Below are 15313 nucleotides of genomic sequence, written 5' to 3'. Positions count from 1 at the left end.
CCGATGTTCTCCTGCGCCTCATGGGTGGTGCCACCGATGTGCGGGGTCAGGATGACGTTCTCCAGCCCACGCAGCGGGCTTTGGAACTCCTCGTCATTGGACTTGGGCTCGACCGGGAAGACGTCGATGGCGGCGCCGGCAATATGGCCGCTTTTGATGACGTCAGCCAGCGCATCGATATCCACCACGGTACCGCGGGCGGCGTTGATGAAGATGGCGCCCGGCTTCATCATCCGCAGTTGCTCGGCACCGATCATGTTCTTGGTGGAGGCGGTCTCCGGCACGTGCAGGCTGATGACGTCAGACATATTGAGCAGCTCGACCATGCTCGGCACTTGAATGGCGTTACCCAGCGAGAGCTTGTTCTCGATATCGTAGTAATAAACCTTCATGCCGATGCTCTCGGCGATGATGCCGAGCTGGGTACCGATGTGGCCGTAGCCGATGATGCCGAGCTTCTTGCCGCGCGCTTCCACCGAGCGGTTGGCCAGTTTTTCCCACACGCCGCGATGGCACTTGGCGTTTTTCTCGGGGATGCCGCGCAGCAGCAGCAGGATCTCGCCCAGTACCAGCTCGGCGACCGAACGGGTGTTGGAGAAGGGGGCGTTGAAGACCGGAATACCGCGGATCTGGGCCGCTTCCAGCTCGACCTGGTTGGTACCGATGCAGAAGCAGCCGATGGCGACCAGCTTGTTGGCGGCGTCGAGGACTTTCTCGGTGATCTGGGTGCGGGAGCGCAGCCCGATGAAATGAACGTCGCGGATCTGCTCGATCAGCTCCTCTTCGGAAAGCGAGGTCTTGAGATACTCCACACTGGTGTAACCTGCGGCACGAAAGGTCTCTACGGTGTTGGGGTGAACCCCCTCCAGCAGCAGAACCTTGATTTTATCCTTGTCCAACGAAAACTTGGCAGTCATGACGATCCCTCTGTATGTGCAAACGTAAGTGCAGATTTGGTGTGCGAAGAAAACCGTAAAGTAGCAAAAACGTTTGGGAGAGGGAATATTTGTGACGAAAGTCAAATTCTTTGAAGTTATCAACGAATGTTGTAAACATCCGTATGCAACTTGTTGAGGGATAAATAAAAACGGCGCCATCAGGCGCCGTCATTTATTCACAGTGCAATGTTTGGGTCATATCCCATCCCGGGGCTCAATCAACGCCGCTGCTGCGTCAGAGGTGGCAGAGTGGCGCTGGCGTGCGAGGGAGGATGCCGCTGCACTGTGCTACCGGTGTCGGGATTACTGGGTAATCACGCCGTCAGGCGTACCGATCAGGACCACGTCGGCGCCGCGCGCGGCGAACAGGCCGTTGGTGACCACGCCAACAATGGCGTTCAGTCGCACTTCCAGCGCCTTGGCGTCGGTAATGGCCATGCCTTTTACATCCAGAATGTGGTTGCCGTTGTCGGTGACCACGCCTTCACGCCACACCGGGTTGCCACCCAGTTTGCGGATTTCACGGGCCACGTATTCGCGGGCCATCGGGATCACTTCCACCGGCAGCGGGAACTGGCCCAGCACGTCGACGGTTTTGGTGTTGTCGATGATGCAGATGAACTTGTCTGCGACGGCGGCAACGATCTTCTCGCGGGTCAGGGCTGCGCCACCACCCTTGATCATGTCGCGGGTTGCGTTGATCTCGTCGGCGCCATCCACATAGACGGAGAGGGCGTCGATCTCGTTGAGATCATATACGGTGATGCCGAAGCCCTTGAGGCGCTCGGTAGAGGCCACGGAGCTGGATACCGCCCCCTTGATCTCGTCCTTCATGGTCGCCAGCGCGTCGATAAAGTGGTTGACGGTAGAGCCGGTGCCCACCCCGACGATGGTGCCGGGAACCACATACTTGAGCGCAGCCCAACCGGCCGCCTTCTTCATTTCATCTTGAGTCATGATCGTTCCTTAAGAAAAAGCGGGCGCATTATATCCAACCCGGTACCCCGTCGCGACCTTGTTGCTCACGTTCCGGGGCAAAAAGAGGGACTTTGTAAATCGTTTGCCTGTTTATTCTGCGTTTGCGCGCACAAAGCCGGGGCTGCCGGCCAAAAACAGCCTATTCAAAGCGCCAGCAGTGGCTCGGGGTGATGATCTGGGGCAGCGGCACATCCCACTCCTCTTGCGGGACGGCATCTATCTGCTGGCAGTCGTGGGCAATGCCGAGTGGCTTGGGGCCCAGCTTGTGCTCATGCCAGATGGCGAGAGTGCGATCGTAGTAGCCGCCCCCCATGCCAAGACGATTGCCCTGGGCATCGAAGGCGACCAGCGGGGTGCAGATAAGATCGAGCGTGCTGTGGGGCACCACCTGCAGGATATCCAGCTCCGGCTCTTCGATGCCGTAGCGGTTGCGTACCATGGGGCTGGTGGCGGTATAGCGCAAAAAGAGCAGGTGACCCAGGGTAAAGGGGTGGAGCACCGGCAGGTAGACCTCTTTGTGCTGGGCCCACAGCCAATGGATGGTGGGCAAGGGGTTGATCTCCCCGTCATTGGCCAGATAGAGGGCAATGCGTTTGGCGGCGAGGATCTCGGGGTGTTGCTTGAACTGGGCCAGCAGCTGTTGGGCCGCCGCCTGCTGCTCGGCCGGACTCAGATTTTTGCGGCGTTGACGAACCAGTTGGCGCAGGGATTGACGTTCGGGTTGGGACTCATGCATGGGGAACCTCTGGTATAGCTGCGCATCGATGGCTTGAACGCGCTCTACCTTAGCACATTCACTCTTGACGTTAAGGGGGACAGGGGAACTCCCGCCCCGGACGGCTGATGCCCGGAACGGTGGGATAAATGCTGGCTGATCCGTTAGTGAGTCAACAAGGGCCAGGGTGTGGCCCCTGTTGACAGCATGTCGGCGCGCCAGACTCTGGTCAGTTACTTGTCAGCCTTGCCGCGCATCTGGTGCTTCACAAACACTGCAATGAGTGCCGCTACCGCGAGTGCCATCGGGTAGAAACTCATGCTCACCACCGCCAACGGCGACAGGGCGAAGATGGATCCCAGCAGCAGCGCCTGTGCGCCCCAGGGGATCAGACCCTGTACCACGCAGGAGAAAATATCGAGCATGGAGGCGGCGCGGCGCGGGGTGACACCGTGGTGTTCGGCCAGATCCCGGGCTACCTTGCTGGCGACGATAATAGCCACCGTGTTGTTGGCGGTGCAGAGGTTGGTGAGGCTCACCACCCCGGCGATGCCGAGCTCGGCCGCTTTTTCGTTCTGTTCACCATTGTGCTCGCGAGTGAAACGGGCAATCAGGGCGCTGATGCGCTCGCTGATCCAGGCCAGTCCACCCTGACGCTCCATCAGGGCGCCGAGGCCGCCGATCAGCATGGAGAGCAGGAAGATCTCCTGCATGCCGGTAAAGCCCTGATAGATATCCTTGCTGAACTGACCGATGGCGTAGCCGTTGATCATGCCCACCGCTCCGGCGGCCAGAATACCGATCCCCAGCACCACAAACACATTCACCCCAGCGAGCGCCAGCCCCAAGATCAGAAGATAAGGCATTACCTTGAACAGCTCGATGGCGCTGCCGCTGGCAGGGGATTCACCCACTGAGCCCAGGGTCAGATAGAGCAGGATCACCGCGATGGCAGCAGGGGCAGCAATCTTGAAGTTCTCGCGGAACTTGTCCTTCATCTCGCACCCCTGACTGCGGGTTGCTGCTATGGTGGTGTCGGAGATGATGGAGAGGTTATCGCCAAACATGGCGCCGGAGAGAATGGTGCCTGCCATCAGCACCGGATCGATACCGGCCGCCTGCGCCACGCCCAGCGCGACCGGCGCCACGGCACCTATAGTGCCCATGGAGGTGCCCATAGCGGTAGCAATAAAGGCAGAGATGAGGAACAGCCCGGGCAACAGCGCCCAGCCAGGGATGAGAGACAGGCCCAGTGCCACAGTAGCATCAACCCCGCCGGTGGCCTTGGCCACGCTGGCAAAGGCGCCCGCCAGCAGATAGATAAGGCACATCGCCATGATATTGCTGTGGCCGACCCCCTTGAAGAAGGTCTCCAGATTGCTGTTGAAGCTCTCTTTGCCAAGCAGCAGGGCGAGCATCACCGCAGGCAAGGCTGCAACCGGAGCGGGCAGTTGATAGAAGGCGAACTCGACCCCCTGCAGGGTCAGCCAGGTACCGGTACCGATAAAGAGTGCGAGAAAAACCAGAAGTGGCAGCAAGGCCCTGGCACTGGGTTGGATCTGGATCATGTGTTCCTCTGAAATTGAACAATGACCTCCTGTCATAAACTGCTTTGTACCTGTATCGGATAGGGATAGGGGGAAAACAGGGCGGGCATCCTGCCGCATTGGGGTGCCCACAGTAGTGAGTCAACCTCGCTTGGTCAAGATAGACGTCCAGATGGATAGGTGTTTTTGTTTGATGATTCTGGTGTAATTGATTTATCCAAAGAATATTCGGAAAAATAAGTTGGCGTTGTTTATTGTTCATTGCTGTTCTGGCGCAGTCCGCGGGTATCTGGGGGTATCGCGTGCCTTTAGTAAGGAAAGAGGTAAACGATAAGATCTCTGCATGCCATCTTGGGGATTTTTCCCGCAGCCCTCTCTCTATCTCTACGTGAGCATTGTACGGATATTTCCAGAACGCGTGGACACAAGACCTGGGCTGTGTGGTTACTGTGTCAATTTCTCCACCGCCTGAACGGCTGTTGTGATGGCGTCCTGTTCCAGCGTCAGCGGAATGTGGCCAATTCCGGGCAGCAGGGTGACAGGCCAGGAGATGCCGAGACGTCTTAACTCAGGTTCAAGTTGATCTGTTTGGAAGGCTTCGTCATTTGCACCCGCGATCACGGCGCAGGGACGTTGCACATTGCGCAAATTCTGCTGATAGTCGCGCTCTGGCTGAAAGTTCGAGGCAAGGTTGAAGGAGTAGGAGGGGGTCAGCAGGGATTTCGCCTCATCATTGAGGGCAAAGTTCAGCACGGTCAGATGGTTGAGTGCGGAAATATGGAAACCGTTGAGGATGCTCAGGGCGATGAGGCGAGGCAAGCCGACACGCACCCAGCCACCGCTGTTGGGCCGGTAGTTGGCGGCCGTGGGGCCGAGATAGGGGGAGAGCAGCAGATAGCTCTCGAACAGGGTTTGTCGCGCACTGCCAGCAACACGCAGGACAAAGCCACCCCCTGACGAGAAGCCGACGAGTGTTGCAGGCTTGTCGGGGGCTACCGACTTGATGAAATCTTCCAGATCGTCCTCAAGCTGGCCGATGTAGGCAATGGTGCCTTTGTTGCCCGATGCGCCATGGCCGCGAATATCGAGGGCGTAGGCGTCATATCCCGCTTGCGAAAAGGCGTCCGCCATCTTGTGCATGCTCTGGCTGCTGGCAGAAGAGCCATGAACCAGTACCACGCTGCCCTTGACCTTGTTGTTCTTCGTATTGCCCTCTGCGCCATAGTGCCGATAGGCCAGCTGCGTGCCGTCACGCGCCGGGTATCTTGAGAGGGGTGGCATGTTGCTCCAGCCACTCCCCTTGAAAGGGTCGTTGATGCTGGCCATCGCCGGTGCCAAGCTCGGCCCGCCAAACAGCAGAGCCGCGGCCAGTATGACCAGGGTCAGTGATATCAACCCCACAGCAAACAGCAATCCTGCGCTCATCCTTGCACCTCGTTTGATATCGACACGGGCGTTGCCCTGATTTTGCTTATGCTGGCATTTCACTCGTTCGAACCTATCAGATGGCACCCGGTCTGCCAAATGATGGAGTGAGACGATGAAAAACGGCCTGTGACCAAAAGGAAGTACTTGGCCAGCCAGCGGGCGCTGCCGTTGGCGAGTGCAGCAAGGAGTGGTGGCATCATGGCTTTTCAAACCCGGCGCGGGCTGGTAAAACGGTCTCTTTCCATAATTAAAAGAGATGAGAGGGTGGAGATGGACAATCCGATCCGTGTGGCCGTGATGGGCTGTAATGGTCGTATGGGCAAGGTGCTGCTGGAGGCCATCACCAACACCGATGGCGTAGTGGTCGGTGCCGCGCTGGAGCGGCCGGGTTCGGCGGTGATCGGCCTTGATGCCGGTGAGCTCAATGGGCTGGGCCATCTGGGTGTGGCCATCAGCGATAGTCTGGACAAGGTGCGCGATGAGTTTGATCTCATCATCGACTTCACCCGCCCCGAGGTGACCCTTGCCAATCTGGCCTTTGCGCTGGCCCACCACAAGCAGATGGTGATCGGCACCACCGGTTTTGACGATGCAGGCAAGGCCGCCCTGAAAGAGGCGGGCAAGCAGATCGGTATCGTGTTCGCCTCCAACTACTCGGTCGGGGTCAACCTGGTGTTCAAGTTGCTGGAACAGGCCGCCAAGGTGATGGGGGATTATACCGACATCGAGATCATCGAAGGCCACCATCGCCACAAGGTGGATGCGCCATCCGGTACTGCGCTCTCCATGGGTGAAGTGGTCGCCAAAACCCTGGGTCGCGATCTCAAGGAGTGCGCCGTCTATGGTCGCGAGGGGATCACTGGCGAGCGGGATCGCAACACTATCGGCTTTGCCACCATTCGCGCCGGCGATCTGGTGGGGGAGCATACCGTCATGTTTGCCGATATCGGCGAGCGGGTGGAGATCAGCCACAAGGCCTCCAGCCGCCTGACCTTCGCCAACGGTGCTGTGCGGGCGGGCAAGTGGCTTTGTCAGCAGGGTGCCGGTCTTTATGACATGCAGGATGTGCTCAATCTCAAGTGATGCCTCTGAGCGACACTTTCGTATTACTGCTACCCAGTGAAAAACCCCGGCTTGCCGGGGTTTTTGCTGTCAGTCAGCCAGAGTTTGTGTAAAAAGACACACTATAGGCAATTTTTATCTGAATGCCTTATAAATCACACTATTGCGTTATCCACCAGATTTTTCCTTCCTGAATGTCATCACCAGGTAACGGATTTGAGCATCTTTATGGCTGATTAAGCCATTTTTTTACACCGACAAGAAAAGACTAAAAATTCAAACGCGGAAAAACGTTTTCCATTTTTCATGTTCACTCTTGTCATCGTAAAAGCGTTAAATTTGTCATTAATGTTTTTTTTGTAAAAATAAATGCCATTGTTTTAATTGGTTTTTTTGTTTGTTTTTGTCGTTATCGCTAGCTTGGTGGCATCTTTTGGTGGTGGTTTTTTCTTTTCTTTCGCGGGAGGGGGTTGCAAAGCGGGCAGGTGCATAGATAATGGGTAATGTTGCTTTTTTATTGAATTTAGATGCATTTCATCTGAGAAAAGACGTTGAAATGCCACTTTTTTTAAGTAGAATGCGCCCAATTTGCCAGAAATCTGCCGGGTTCGAGTCCTGTCCAAGACCGGAACCGAGCCCGCAACACCCAGGTAAATTGCTGAATTTAAAGCTAAATAACTGGAGGTTGTCTTGAATCACACTGCATTGCTAGTGCTGGAAGATGGAACTGTGTTCAAAGGCGTGTCGATAGGCGCCGAGGGATGTTCCGTTGGTGAAGTGGTTTTCAATACGTCGATGACGGGCTATCAGGAAATCCTCACCGATCCCTCTTATTCCCGTCAGATAGTCACCCTCACTTACCCCCATATAGGCAACACCGGCACCAACAGCGAAGATGAAGAGTCCAGTCAGATCCATGCTCAGGGATTGATCATCCGGGACCTTCCGATACTTGCCTCCAATTTCCGCAATCAGCAATCCCTCTCCGAATACCTCAAGTCTCACAACATCGTTGGCATCGCCGACATCGACACCCGTAAACTGACCCGCATCCTGCGCGAGAAAGGCGCTCAGGCTGGCTGCATTCTGGCCGGGAAACAGGTCGATGAAGCCTATGCTCTCGAACAGGCCCGCGCCTTCCCCGGTCTGAAGGGGATGGATCTGGCCAAAGAGGTGACGGTTGGTGAGGCGTACAACTGGACCGAAGGGAGCTGGCAGCTTGGCAAGGGGCACGTCACCCCGGATGCCGACCAGCTGAAATACCACGTGGTAGCCTATGACTTTGGCGTCAAGCGCAACATCCTGCGGATGCTGGTTGACCGTGGCTGCCGCCTGACCGTGGTGCCTGCCAAGACCCCGGCCGCCGAGGTACTGGCGATGAACCCGGATGGCATCTTCCTCTCCAACGGCCCCGGCGACCCCGAGCCGTGCGACTACGCCATCGAGGCCATCAAGGCTTTCCTTAATACCAGCACGCCGGTATTCGGCATCTGTCTGGGTCACCAGCTGCTGGGTCTGGCCTCCGGTGCCAAGACCGTCAAGATGAAGTTTGGCCACCACGGCGCCAACCATCCGGTGAAGAGCCTCGATGACAACACCGTCATGATCACCGCTCAGAACCACGGCTTTGCGGTAGACGAGAACAGCCTGCCGGATTGCCTGCGCGCCACCCACGTCTCCCTGTTCGATGGCTCCCTGCAAGGTATCCATCGCACCGACCGTCCGGCCTTCAGCTTCCAGGGGCACCCTGAAGCGAGCCCGGGCCCGCACGACTGTGCCGGTCTTTTTGACCACTTTATCGAATTGATTAAGCAGTATCGCGCCTAAGAAATAGAGGAAAGAGTTTCATGCCAAAACGTAATGACCTTCAGAGCATCCTGATCCTCGGCGCCGGCCCCATCGTCATCGGCCAAGCCTGCGAATTTGACTACTCCGGCGCCCAGGCGTGCAAAGCCCTGCGCGAGGAGGGCTACCGCGTCATTCTGGTCAACTCCAATCCGGCCACCATCATGACCGACCCGGAGATGGCAGACGCCACCTACATCGAGCCCATCACCTGGGAAGTGGTGCGCGAAATCATCAAGAAAGAGCGCCCGGACGCCATCCTGCCCACCATGGGCGGCCAGACTGCGCTTAACTGCGCACTGGCGCTGGAGAAGCATGGCGTGCTGGCCGAGTTCGGTGTCGAGATGATCGGTGCCACCGCCGACGCCATCGACAAGGCCGAAGACCGCTCCCGCTTTGACAAGGCGATGCGCAGCATTGGCCTCGAGTGCCCGCGTGCCGGCATCGCCCACAACATGGAAGAGGCGTGGGGCGTGCAGCAGATGGTCGGTTTCCCCTGCATCATCCGTCCCTCCTTTACCATGGGCGGCTCCGGTGGCGGCATCGCCTACAACACCGAAGAGTTCGTCGAGATCTGCGAGCGCGGTCTGGACTTGTCGCCGACCAAAGAGCTGCTCATCGACGAGTCGCTGATCGGCTGGAAAGAGTACGAGATGGAAGTGGTGCGGGATCGCAACGACAACTGCATCATCGTCTGCGCCATCGAAAACTTCGACCCCATGGGTATCCACACCGGTGACTCCATCACGGTCGCGCCAGCCCAGACGCTGACCGACAAGGAGTACCAGCTGATGCGTAACGCCTCCATGGCGGTGCTGCGCGAGATCGGCGTCGAGACCGGCGGCTCCAACGTCCAGTTCGGTATCAACCCGAAAGATGGTCGCATGGTCATCATCGAGATGAACCCGCGGGTGTCGCGCTCCTCTGCGCTGGCTTCCAAGGCGACCGGTTTCCCCATCGCCAAGATCGCTGCCAAGCTCGCCATCGGTTACACCCTCGACGAGCTGATGAACGACATCACCGGCGGCCGTACTCCGGCCTCCTTCGAGCCGGCCATCGACTACGTGGTCACCAAGGTGCCGCGCTTCAACTTTGAAAAATTCGCCGGTGCCAACGACCGTCTGACGACCCAGATGAAGTCGGTCGGCGAAGTGATGGCCATCGGCCGCAACTTCCAGGAGTCCCTGCACAAGGCGCTGCGCAGCCTCGAAACCGGCAAAACCGGCTTCGACCCCATGGTTGACCTCAATGCCCCGGACTCCCTGACCCGCATCCGTCACGAGCTGCAGGACGCCGGTAGCGACCGTATCTTCTATATCGCCGATGCGTTCCGCGCCGGTCTCTCCATGGACGGCATCTTCAAGCTGACCAAGATTGACCCCTGGTTCCTAGTACAGATTGAAGATCTGGTGAAGCTGGAAGAAGAGGTGAAAGAGCGCGGCATGGCCGGTCTCGATGCCGACTTCCTGCGTGCCCTCAAGCGCAAAGGCTTTGCCGATGCCCGTCTGGCCAAGATCCTCGGTGTGGCCGAAGGGGAAGTGCGCAAACTGCGCGCCCGCCACAACATCTTCCCGGTCTACAAGCGGGTCGATACCTGCGCCGCCGAGTTCGCCACCAACACCGCCTACATGTATTCGAGCTATGACGAGGAGTGCGAAGCGGCCCCGAGCAACCGCGACAAGATCATGATCATCGGCGGCGGCCCGAACCGTATCGGTCAGGGTATCGAGTTTGACTACTGCTGCGTGCATGCGGCGCTGGCCCTGCGCGAAGATGGTTACGAGACCATCATGGTCAACTGCAACCCGGAGACCGTCTCCACCGATTACGACACTTCGGATCGTCTCTACTTCGAGCCGGTGACCCTGGAAGATGTGCTGGAAATCGTGCGCATCGAAAAACCCAAGGGCGTGATTGTCCAGTACGGTGGCCAGACCCCGCTGAAACTGGCCCGTGCACTGGAAGCCAACGGCGTACCGATCATCGGTACCAGCCCGGATGCCATCGACCGCGCCGAAGACCGCGAGCGCTTCCAGTCTGCCGTCGAGCGCCTCGGCCTCAAGCAGCCGGAAAACGGCACCGTCACCGCGCTGGAGCAGGCCGTGCTGCTGGCCGAGCGTATCACCTACCCGCTGGTAGTTCGCCCCTCCTACGTGCTGGGTGGCCGCGCCATGGAAATCGTCTATGACGAGCAGGATCTGCGTCGCTACTTCGCCGAGGCGGTGAGCGTCTCCAACGAATCGCCGGTACTGCTGGATCGCTTCCTGGACGATGCCACCGAGCTGGACGTGGATGCCATCTGCGACGGCACCGATGTAGTCATCGGCGGCATCATGGAGCACATCGAGCAGGCCGGTATCCACTCCGGTGACTCCGGTTGCTCCCTGCCTCCCTATACCTTGTCCAAGAAAATTCAGGACGAGATCCGCGAGCAGGTGCGCAAGCTGGCGCTGGAGCTCGGCGTTATCGGCCTGATGAACGTGCAGTTCGCGGTCAAGGGCGATGACATCTACCTCATCGAGGTGAACCCGCGTGCCGCCCGTACCGTGCCGTTTGTCTCCAAGGCGACCGGCGCCCCGCTGGCCAAGATTGCCGCCCGTGTGATGGCCGGTCAGTCGCTGCAAGAACAGGGCTTCACCAAAGAGATCATCCCACCCTACTACTCGGTGAAAGAGGTGGTACTGCCGTTCGCCAAGTTCCCGGGAGTTGACCCGCTGCTGGGGCCAGAGATGCGCTCTACCGGTGAGGTTATGGGGGTGGGCAGCAGCTTTGCCGAGGCCTATGCCAAGGCGCAGCTGGGTGCCAACCACGCCGTACCGAAAGAGGGTCGTGCCCTCTTGTCAGTGCGTCACAGCGACAAGGCGCAGGTGGTCGACTTGGCCGCCAAGCTGCTGGAGCTGGGCTACGAGCTGGATGCCACTCACGGTACCGCAGTCGCGCTGGGTGAAGCGAGCATCAACCCGCGCCTGGTCAACAAGGTGCACGAAGGTCGCCCGCACATTCTGGATCGTATCAAGAATGGCGAGTACACCTACATCGTCAATACCGCCGAAGGGCGGGTGGCGATCCAGGACTCCAAGCAGCTGCGTCGCGCCGCCTTGCAGAACAAAGTGGCGTATACCACCACCATGAATGAGGCATTTGCCACCTGCATGGCCATCAGTGTGGATGCCACCGCCAACGTCAACTCGGTGCAGGAGTTGCACCAGAAGGTGAAAAACCGCTAAGAGTTTCCAGCGGGCATCAGCCCGACTTGCCAGACGACCAACCCCCGCCAGCGATGGCGGGGGTTTCTTTTTATCTGTCGCTCACCGTTCGGCTCGGGGCGGGTGAGCCATTGAGTAAGGTCATGAGTTCCGCATCGCAGACAACGGATGGCGCGTGGGGTGGTAAAAGCTGGCAAGGGGAGGGGATGCTGCGAGCGCGGGTTTCAACTGCGGCAGGCAATCCTCTACAATGGCCCCACTTTGCTTGTCAGTGCAGTGCCAGCGGCGCTGCCTGTAGGGCCTACAAAAAATGGACATGCTTATGACCGCTTTGCCTTCCTGTCGTCTTCTTGCCTTCTGCTCTGCCTTGTTGCTGGCCGGTTGTGCCAGTGATCCCGCCTCCGCGCCTGCCAAAGAGGCGAGCATGAGCAACCCCAAAACGCCGCCTGCCATGCAGCCGCGCAAACCAGCGGATATGAAGAGCCGCATCGTGCGCTTCTTGCCCCGTCAGGTGCCTGACAAACAGGGGTGGGCCAACGACGTGGTGACGGCGCTCACCACCCAGGGGGTGACGGTCAATGATCACAACGTCTGTAGCGTGCTGGCGGTGGCGGAGCAGGAAGCCACTTATCAGGCCGACCCTGTAGTGCCGGGCCTTGGCAAGATCGCCTGGAAAGAGATCAACTCACGGGCAGCCAAGCTGCTGATCCCCGAATTTATGGTGCGGGCCGCGCTCTCCATCAACTCGCCCACCGGCAAGAGCTACGCCGAGCGGATCGACAAGTTGCGTACCGAGCGGGAGATGAGTGAAATCTTCGAAGACATGATCAGCATGCTGCCGATGGGCAAGACGCTGTTTGGCAACCTCAACCCGGTGCATACCGGTGGCCCGATGCAGGTGAGCATCGCCTTTGCCGAGGCCAACGCCCGTGGCTACCCCTATCCAATCAAGGACTCCATTCGCCACGAAGTCTTTACCCGTCGTGGCGGCATCTGGTTTGGCACCAAACATATCTTCGGTTATCCCGCCGACTACCCGGATACCCTCTACCGCTTTGCCGACTTCAACGCTGGCTGGTACGCCAGTCGCAATGCCGCCTTTCAGGCCGCCGTCAGCCGTTTGAGTGGCAAAACTCTGGCGCTGGACGGGGATCTGATCCGCTATGACTCGGATCTGCCGGGCAATACCGAGCTTGCAGTCTACACCCTCGCCAACCGGGTCAATATGAGCAAACAGGCGATCCACCAGAGCCTGCGCAAAGGGGATACCGCCGAGTTTGCCGAGACCGATCTCTACCATCGCATCTTTACCCTGGCCGACAAGCAAGCGGGCAAGCGACTGCCCCGCGCCATCCTGCCCGGCATTCAGCTAAAGAGCCCGAAAATTACCCGCAACCTCACCACCGCCTGGTTTGCCAAGCGGGTAGATGACAGGGAGCAACGCTGCGTGCGGCAGATGGCGACGATTAGGTAGGACTGGAAAGCGGGTTGCCATTGTTAATGGCAACCCGCACGCTTAATCGCCCCTTCCAATTGAGATCTTTGGCTCGCATCCAGTTATGAACGGTGGCGGCTCCTTCCGAGTGGCATGAGTTGTTACTACTTTTGCAGGATCAGCCGTGTTGGCGGCGGTCGTTAGCCTGGGCCAGTAGCATGCGGCTTTCACGCAGGAACTGGTCGGCATGTTCGCCGAAGAAACCGGAGACCTGCGAGAAGGCGTCGATAAATCCGGCTCTGTCCCCCCGCTCCAGCAGCCCCAGCGCTTCGCCGAAGTTTTGGTAGTAGCGACGGATCATCGCCAGATTCTGCGGTGACGACAAAATGATGTCGGCATAGAGGTGGGGATCCTGAGCGAACAGCCGCCCCACCATGGCGAGTTCCAGCCGGTAGATGGGGGAGCTCAAACTCAGCAGGCGATCCAGATTGGCCTGCTCCCGGGAGAGGTGCCAGCCATAGGCAAAGGTGGCGAAGTGACGCAGTGCCTGAATGAGGGTCATCGCCTCATCGTGGGCCTTGGCTTCCACCTGTTGCAAGCGGGCGCCCCAGATGGTCATCTGATCCAGCAGCCATTGGCTGGCGGCGGGGTCACGACCCTGGCAGCAGACGATCACCTGCTTGGCGAGACTCGCCACATCCGGCCCGAACATGGGGTGCAGTCCCAGTACCGGCCCTTGGTGCACCGTCAGCATATGTTCGAGCGGCGCCGCTTTCACGCTGGTGACATCGACCAGCAGGCAGTGGGCGGGCAGGTTGCCGAGGCGGTCGATGATCTGGCAGGTGATATCGATGGGCACCGCCACCATCACCAGACCGGCTCCGGCGAGGATCTCGTCAGCGCGCGGCCAGTCGGCTTGTTCCAGCGTCTCGACCCGATATCCTGAGAGGCTGAACATATGGCCGAACAGCCGACCAAGCTGGCCCTGACCACCGATGATGACCACCTTGCCAAGGTCCGGCTTTATGCATTTGAAGCCAGTATCTTTCTCGCTGGCATAAGATTCACGCATCACCCGGCGCAGCACGTCTTCGATGAGATCGCCGGGCACCCCCAACTGCTCGGCCTCGGCGCGGCGGCGGGCCAGCATGCTCGCCTCCCGATCCGGTGCATAGATGGGCAGGCCGTGGCGGCTCTTTACCTCACCCACTTCTCCCACCAGGGCCAGACGGGCGGCCAGCAGATCGATCAGCTGCTTGTCCACCGCATCTATCTTGTCCCTGAGTACATTCAACTCTTCAGCCATATCCAGTCCCTGCTGGCGCCGCGAGCAGCGGCGCCCTGAAAATCAAGATGCAACAAGGTATCACGGCATGAGCGGTTTGATGCCACCAGCGGTGATACCCAAATTGTTCAATAGGTTACGCCAAGATACCATGGCTTACCGTGCAGTTCTGCCCTTGAGGGGGTCAGCCAGCTGGTTGTGGCAGCGGGCCAGCAGGGTGGCGGTGGTGTCCCAGTCGATGCAGGCATCAGTGATGGAGACCCCGTAGCGCATCTGCTCCTTGGGCTGCTCGCTGGACTGGTTTCCCTCGAACAGGTTGGATTCGAGCATCACCCCGATGATGGAGCGGTTGCCCTCCTGGATCTGGTGGATGACGTTGTCGGCCACCTTGGGCTGCAAACGGTGATCCTTGCTGGAGTTGCCGTGGCTGCAATCCACCACAAGGCTCGGTAGCAGGCCCGCTTTCTCCAGCGCCTCTTCCGCCAGCGACACGTTGACCGAGTCATAGTTGGGATGTTTGCCGCCGCGCAGGATCACGTGGCCATCCGGGTTGCCCTGGGTCTGCAGCAGCGCAACCTGACCCTGCTGGTTGATCCCCATAAAGGCGTGAGGGGAGGAGGCCGCCTGCAACGCATTGATGGCAGTCCCCAAGTTGCCGTCGGTGCCGTTCTTGAAGCCGACCGGCATGGAGAGGCCGGATGCCATCTCCCTGTGGGTCTGGGATTCGGTGGTGCGGGCACCGATGGCTGACCAGGAGAAGAGCTCGGCCAGGTATTGCGGGCTGATGGGATCGAGCGCTTCTGTGGCCAGCGGCAACTCCAGCTCCGCCAGCCAGCAGAGCAGCTCGCGGGCACGGTGCAGCCCCAGCTCCACA

The 15313-nt window shown here is 59.0% G+C and carries 11 protein-coding genes; 4 read left to right on the top strand and 7 right to left on the bottom strand.

The genetic code is table 11. The features are described from left to right. From serA to DBR30_RS11045, 5 genes are all read right to left on the bottom strand, one after another. On the bottom strand, window positions 1–917 hold a 917-nt coding region (gene serA / locus DBR30_RS11065), incomplete at its 3' end, for a phosphoglycerate dehydrogenase (protein WP_258224398.1). A gap of 324 nt (window positions 918–1241) precedes the next feature. After that, on the bottom strand, window positions 1242–1895 hold the full coding sequence (rpiA, locus tag DBR30_RS11060; protein WP_005353106.1) for a ribose-5-phosphate isomerase RpiA: 654 nt from the start codon (window positions 1893–1895) through the stop codon (window positions 1242–1244). Window positions 1896–2055: 160 nt separating this feature from the next. Then, window positions 2056–2652, bottom strand: a complete 597-nt coding sequence (locus DBR30_RS11055; RefSeq protein ID WP_108540772.1) for a 5-formyltetrahydrofolate cyclo-ligase — start codon at window positions 2650–2652, stop codon at window positions 2056–2058. Window positions 2653–2864: 212 nt separating this feature from the next. After that, on the bottom strand, window positions 2865–4199 hold the full coding sequence (locus DBR30_RS11050; protein WP_076493733.1) for a Na+/H+ antiporter NhaC family protein: 1335 nt from the start codon (window positions 4197–4199) through the stop codon (window positions 2865–2867). A gap of 423 nt (window positions 4200–4622) precedes the next feature. Continuing rightward, window positions 4623–5603, bottom strand: coding sequence for an alpha/beta hydrolase (locus tag DBR30_RS11045; protein ID WP_108540774.1), 981 nt, complete (start codon window positions 5601–5603; stop codon window positions 4623–4625). A 273-nt stretch (window positions 5604–5876) separates the two neighbouring features. Here DBR30_RS11045 and dapB point away from each other — a divergent pair, with 273 nt between their 5' ends. The 4 genes from dapB (at window position 5877) to DBR30_RS11025 (ending at window position 13193) form a co-directional block, all read left to right on the top strand. Beyond that, complete coding sequence (gene dapB / locus DBR30_RS11040; RefSeq protein ID WP_108540780.1) at window positions 5877–6689, top strand: 4-hydroxy-tetrahydrodipicolinate reductase; 813 nt, start codon at window positions 5877–5879, stop codon at window positions 6687–6689. Between the two features lie 669 nt (window positions 6690–7358). After that, window positions 7359–8495 carry a glutamine-hydrolyzing carbamoyl-phosphate synthase small subunit gene (gene carA, locus DBR30_RS11035; RefSeq protein WP_031227689.1) on the top strand — a complete coding sequence of 379 codons (1137 nt, stop codon included), beginning with the start codon at window positions 7359–7361 and terminating at the stop codon, window positions 8493–8495. Between the two features lie 20 nt (window positions 8496–8515). Beyond that, the gene (carB, locus tag DBR30_RS11030) at window positions 8516–11740 is read left to right on the top strand and encodes a carbamoyl-phosphate synthase large subunit (protein WP_005337626.1); all 3225 of its coding nucleotides are present in this window, start codon (window positions 8516–8518) and stop codon (window positions 11738–11740) included. Between the two features lie 301 nt (window positions 11741–12041). Next, window positions 12042–13193 (top strand): DUF1615 domain-containing protein, encoded by a 1152-nt coding sequence (locus tag DBR30_RS11025; RefSeq protein WP_108541949.1) that lies wholly within the window; start codon window positions 12042–12044, stop codon window positions 13191–13193. A 139-nt stretch (window positions 13194–13332) separates the two neighbouring features. On the opposite strand, the gene tyrA is transcribed toward DBR30_RS11025, so the two are convergent. Next, window positions 13333–14460 carry a bifunctional chorismate mutase/prephenate dehydrogenase gene (tyrA, locus tag DBR30_RS11020; protein WP_108541948.1) on the bottom strand — a complete coding sequence of 376 codons (1128 nt, stop codon included), beginning with the start codon at window positions 14458–14460 and terminating at the stop codon, window positions 13333–13335. A 135-nt stretch (window positions 14461–14595) separates the two neighbouring features. Then, on the bottom strand, window positions 14596–15313 hold a 718-nt coding region (locus DBR30_RS11015), incomplete at its 5' end, for a 3-deoxy-7-phosphoheptulonate synthase (protein WP_108588348.1).

Source organism: Aeromonas sp. HMWF017 (assembly GCF_003061465.1).
In the GTDB taxonomy this organism is placed as follows: Bacteria; Pseudomonadota; Gammaproteobacteria; order Enterobacterales; family Aeromonadaceae; genus Aeromonas; species Aeromonas veronii.
The sequence above is the reverse complement of the archived record's forward strand: the minus strand, read 5'-3'. Positions and strand labels throughout refer to the sequence as shown.

Coding starts and splice junctions, on each gene's coding strand:
- rpiA (WP_005353106.1), bottom strand. CDS start 1,895: ATGACTCAAGATGAAATGAAGAAGGCGGCCGGTTGGGCTGCGCTCAAG.
- DBR30_RS11055 (WP_108540772.1), bottom strand. CDS start 2,652: ATGCATGAGTCCCAACCCGAACGTCAATCCCTGCGCCAACTGGTTCGT.
- DBR30_RS11050 (WP_076493733.1), bottom strand. CDS start 4,199: ATGATCCAGATCCAACCCAGTGCCAGGGCCTTGCTGCCACTTCTGGTT.
- DBR30_RS11045 (WP_108540774.1), bottom strand. CDS start 5,603: ATGAGCGCAGGATTGCTGTTTGCTGTGGGGTTGATATCACTGACCCTG.
- dapB (WP_108540780.1), top strand. CDS start 5,877: ATGGACAATCCGATCCGTGTGGCCGTGATGGGCTGTAATGGTCGTATG.
- carB (WP_005337626.1), top strand. CDS start 8,516: ATGCCAAAACGTAATGACCTTCAGAGCATCCTGATCCTCGGCGCCGGC.
- DBR30_RS11025 (WP_108541949.1), top strand. CDS start 12,042: ATGACCGCTTTGCCTTCCTGTCGTCTTCTTGCCTTCTGCTCTGCCTTG.
- tyrA (WP_108541948.1), bottom strand. CDS start 14,460: ATGGCTGAAGAGTTGAATGTACTCAGGGACAAGATAGATGCGGTGGAC.